Origin of the sequence: Burkholderia sp. LMG 13014, from assembly GCF_905232215.1 — a bacterium.
Taxonomy (GTDB): Bacteria; Pseudomonadota; Gammaproteobacteria; order Burkholderiales; family Burkholderiaceae; genus Burkholderia.
Map to the genome: position 1 here is coordinate 1 of NZ_CAJNKE010000521.1, position 4,108 is coordinate 4,108.

Here is a 4,108-nt window from a genome sequence, read left to right on the forward strand (position 1 = left end):
CGAGATAGCGCTGGGCGAGCGTTTCGTAGAGCGGCGGCGCGAAAAAGCGCGAAACGCGGCTCGACACCAGGGCGGTGGCCATCAGCGAAATCACGAGCGCGTGGCCGTTGATCATCTCCATCACGATCACGAACGACGTGATCGGCGACTGCGTGACGGCCGCCATGTAGCCGACCATCGCGAGCGCGATCAGCATCGGCAGGCTCATGTTGCTGAACACGATGTGCAGCAGGTTGCCGAACCCGGCGCCGATCGACAGCGACGGCGCGAAGATCCCGCCCGGGATGCCTGGCAGGTACGACGCGACCATCGAGATCATCTTCAGGAACGGGTAGAACACCGACAGATGCTGGCTGCCGTCGAGCAGGCCGCGCGCTTCGGCATAGCCGCTGCCGAAGGTCGTGCCGCCCGATACGAGGCCGACGACGGCGATCGCGAAGCCGCACAGCGCCGCAAACGCGATCGGCCGCTCGCGATACAGGCCCAGCAGCTGCGCGGGCAGCCAGCGTCCCGTGTTGAGCAGCAGCCAGCAGAACAGGCCGCCTGCGATCCCCGTCACGATCGCGGTGACCAGCACGGCGAGCGCCAGCAGTTTCGGGAAATGGGGGCCGGCATCGATCGTGCCGAAATACGTGTAGTTGCCGTTCAGGCCGAGCGCGACGACGCCGGCGAGGATGATCGCGGTGATCAGCACGCCGCTGGCACGCGCGGAGAAGCTGCGGGTCAGCTCCTCGATCGCGAACACGATCCCGGCGAGCGGCGTATTGAACGCGGCCGACAGCCCGGCCGCCGCGCCGGCCAGCACCAGCTGGCGTTCGATCTGCGCGTTCGAGCGCGGATAGAAGCGCCGCAGGTTGAACATCAGCGCCGCGCCGACCTGCACGGTCGGCCCTTCGCGGCCGATCGTGAAGCCGCCCAGGATGCCGAGGAACGAGACCAGCACCTTGCCGAACAGGATGCGCAGCGTCAGCAGCCGGGAGCCGAACGCGCTCGGGCGCGCGTGCAGCGTCGCGATCACCTGCGGGATGCCGCTGCCCTCGGCGCCGCGGAAGAAGCGGCGCGTGATCCATACCGACACCGCGGCGATGGCCGGCGTCAGCAGCAGCGGCAGCCACACGGCGTGATCGCGCATCGTGCGGAAGGTCTCGTAGCCCCAGTCGATCAGTCGCGCGTAGAGTACGGCGGCGAGACCGACGACGATCGCGCCGAGCCAGAAAACGCCGTACTGGCGCCAGATTCTCACCGAGCGTCGGGTGAGTGCGGGAAACAGGGTGGGAAGGGCAGGGCGTGGCATTGGCACGGGCCGGAAGGCAAAGACACGATTATAAAAAAAGAACCCGGGCGACAATAAGCTCTACAATTCTCGACATATCCAAACGCTTTGTTACAAATGTAATTTAGCCGTAATTCTCAAGCGTCCCCGATCTTATTAGCATGCCGAAATGCACCGCTCCATGTACTTCCCCGCAAACGTGAAACGCATTCTGATCGTGAAAGTGACGTCGCTCGGCGACGTCATCCAGACGCTACCCGTCGTTGCGGATCTCCACCGTGCCTTTCCGGGCGTCGAGGTCGACTGGGCAGTGGACGAGTCGTGTGCCGAGATCGTGCGCTGGCACCCGGGCGTCAGCGCCGTGCTGTGCGCGCCGCTGCGCCGCTTCAAGAAGATGAGAAATACCGGCGACCTGAAGGCGATATCGGCGTCGATCGGCGCGTTGCGCCGGCATCGCTACGATGCGGTGATCGACCTGCACGGCGTCTACAAGAGCGCGATCATTGCGGCGCTGGCACGTGCCCGGCGTCGTGTCGGATACCGCACGCCGGATCTCGGCGAAACTGGGGCACGCTTTGCATATTCGCATCGCTTCGGCCCGAAGCCGCCCTGCGACGCGTGGCACGGCATGCGTGTCAGCGCGGGTGAGGCGCTGGGCTACGCGCCCGAAGGCATTGCGTCGTACGGGATCGTTGCGCCAGACGTATCGTTGCCGCCGATCGTTACCGAAGGCGCACCGTTCATGCTGTTGTTCCACGCCACGTCGAATGCCGACAAGAAATGGCCGGCCGATCATTGGGCCGAACTCGCGACCCGAATGATGGCGCGCGGCTTGCGCGTGCTGTTGCCGTGGGGCTCGCCTGCCGAGCATGGCGACGCGCAGGACATCGCCGCGCGCGCGCCTGGCGCGGTCGTGCTGCCGGCCATGTCACTGGGCGAACTCGCCGCGACGATCAGCCGGGCGGCGCTGGTCGTCGGCGTCGACACGGGGCTGGTGCACCTGGCGCATGCGCTGCGGCGCCCGACGGTGATGATGTTCGTGGCCACTTCGCGTGCCCACTTCGGTATCGGCGGCGCGCCGCATTCGCTGTCGATCGGCGCCGCAGGCGCGCCGCCGAGCATGGCCGACGCACTCGATGCAATCGATGCCGTGGCGCCGGTCTGCGACGTGTTGCCGGTGCAGGCCGTCGCCTGACGGTTGCCGGCGGGCTTACGCCAGTATCGCTTCGATGGTGACCACGGCGGCGATGGCCGCCAGATTCGCGAGCAGCGCCTCGAACACGAGGCCGCGCCACGTCTTCGGCCGGAAGCGCAGCGCGAGCAGCAGCGCGCCACCCAGCGCGAGCGCGAGGATCAGGACCAGATCGGCATTGCCGAGGCGGATGTTCATGGCGGCGGCTCCTTCGGGGCGGGATCCCGGGGGCGCGCAGCGGCGCACCCAGGATCGAGTATAGGCAGCGCCGACCACCGCACAACCCGGGCCGCCCCGGAGTCTCAGACGAGCGATGCGTCGCGCGTTTCGCGCATCAGCAGCACGCCGATCAGGCTGATGGCCGCCGCAACCGACACATAACCGCCGACCCACGACAGCCCGCCGCGCGCCGCCAGCAGTTGCGCGATATACGGCGCGATCGACGCGCCGAGAATCCCGCCGAGGTTGTACGCGACGCCCGCGCCCGTATAGCGGACGTTGGTCGGGAACAGTTCCGGCAGCAGCGCACCCATCGGCGCGAACGTCACGCCCATCAGGAACAGCTCGATCGTCAGGAACAGCGCGACGAGCGGCATCGAGCCGCTGCCGAGCAGCGGCTCCATCGCGAAACCCGACAGCAGCGCGGCGATCGCGCCCACGACGAGCACCGGCTTGCGGCCGAAGCGGTCGGATGCCCACGCGGACAGCGGCGTCGCGAGCCCCATGAACACGACCGCGAAGCACAGCAGGCCGAGGAAGCTCTGGCGCGGAATATGCAACGCCGACACGCCGTACGACAGCGAAAACACCGTCGAGATGTAGAACAGCGTGTAGCAGACGACCATCGCGAGCGCGCCGAGCAGCGTCGGCTGCCAGTGTTGCGTGATCAGGGTCGCGACCGGCACGCGCACGCGCTCGTTGCGATCGAGCGCAGCCTGGAACGCAGGCGTTTCGGTGATCTTGAGCCGCACGTACAGGCCGAGCGCGACCAGCACAGCGCTGACCAGGAACGGGATGCGCCAGCCCCAGCTGCGGAACTGCTCGTCCGACAGCGACAGCGCGAGCGCGAAGAACAGGCCGTTCGACATCAGGAAGCCGACCGAGGGCCCGAGCTGCGGGAACATCCCGAACCAGCCGCGCTTGCCCTGCGGCGCATGCTCGGTCGCGAGCAGCGCGGCGCCGCCCCATTCGCCGCCGAGGCCGATCCCCTGGCCGAAGCGCAGTACGCACAGCAGCACCGGTGCGAGCGTGCCGATCGCGTCGTAGCCGGGCACGAAGCCGATTGCGGTGGTGGACACGCCCATCACGAGCAGCGACGCGACGAGCGTCGACTTGCGGCCGATGCGGTCGCCGAAGTGCCCGAACAGGAACGAGCCGATCGGGCGTGCGATGAACGCGATGCCGAACGTGACGAACGCGGACAGCGCCTGTGCGGTCGCGGAGCCGTGCGGGAAGAAGACGGGGCCGATGACGAGTGCGGCGGCCGTTGCGTACACGTAGAAATCGTAGAACTCGATCGCGGTGCCGATGAAGCTCGCGAACACGATGCGCCGGTGGCTGACGGCGCCGGCCGAACCGGTTGCGTGTGCAACCGTCGGGGGGGATGCGGACATGGATGTCTCCGTTTTGTCGTTGGGGCGGTC

Annotated in this window: 4 protein-coding genes; 1 reads left to right on the forward strand and 3 read right to left on the reverse strand. The window is 67.5% G+C overall.

Annotated features, from left to right (window positions below; translation table 11 throughout):
- Positions 1-1,294, reverse strand: a 1,294-nt coding sequence (locus tag JYJ84_RS30060; protein WP_205189856.1) for a chloride channel protein, incomplete at its 3' end; no start/stop codon positions are given.
- Between the two features lie 178 nt (positions 1,295-1,472).
- Here JYJ84_RS30060 and waaC point away from each other — a divergent pair.
- Positions 1,473-2,468 (forward strand): lipopolysaccharide heptosyltransferase I, encoded by a 996-nt coding sequence (waaC, locus tag JYJ84_RS30065; protein ID WP_122946618.1) that lies wholly within the window; start codon positions 1,473-1,475, stop codon positions 2,466-2,468.
- A 15-nt stretch (positions 2,469-2,483) separates the two neighbouring features.
- Here the strand turns inward: waaC and JYJ84_RS30070 are convergent, their stop codons facing one another.
- Together JYJ84_RS30070 and JYJ84_RS30075 are read right to left on the reverse strand one after the other, a co-directional pair.
- Positions 2,484-2,663: a hypothetical protein gene (locus JYJ84_RS30070; RefSeq protein ID WP_122944721.1), complete on the reverse strand. Its 180-nt coding sequence runs from the start codon at positions 2,661-2,663 to the stop codon at positions 2,484-2,486.
- Between the two features lie 104 nt (positions 2,664-2,767).
- Entirely contained in the window at positions 2,768-4,078 is a 1,311-nt protein-coding gene (locus JYJ84_RS30075) for an MFS transporter (RefSeq protein WP_085039703.1), read from the reverse strand.
- Positions 4,079-4,108 lie beyond the last annotated feature (30 nt).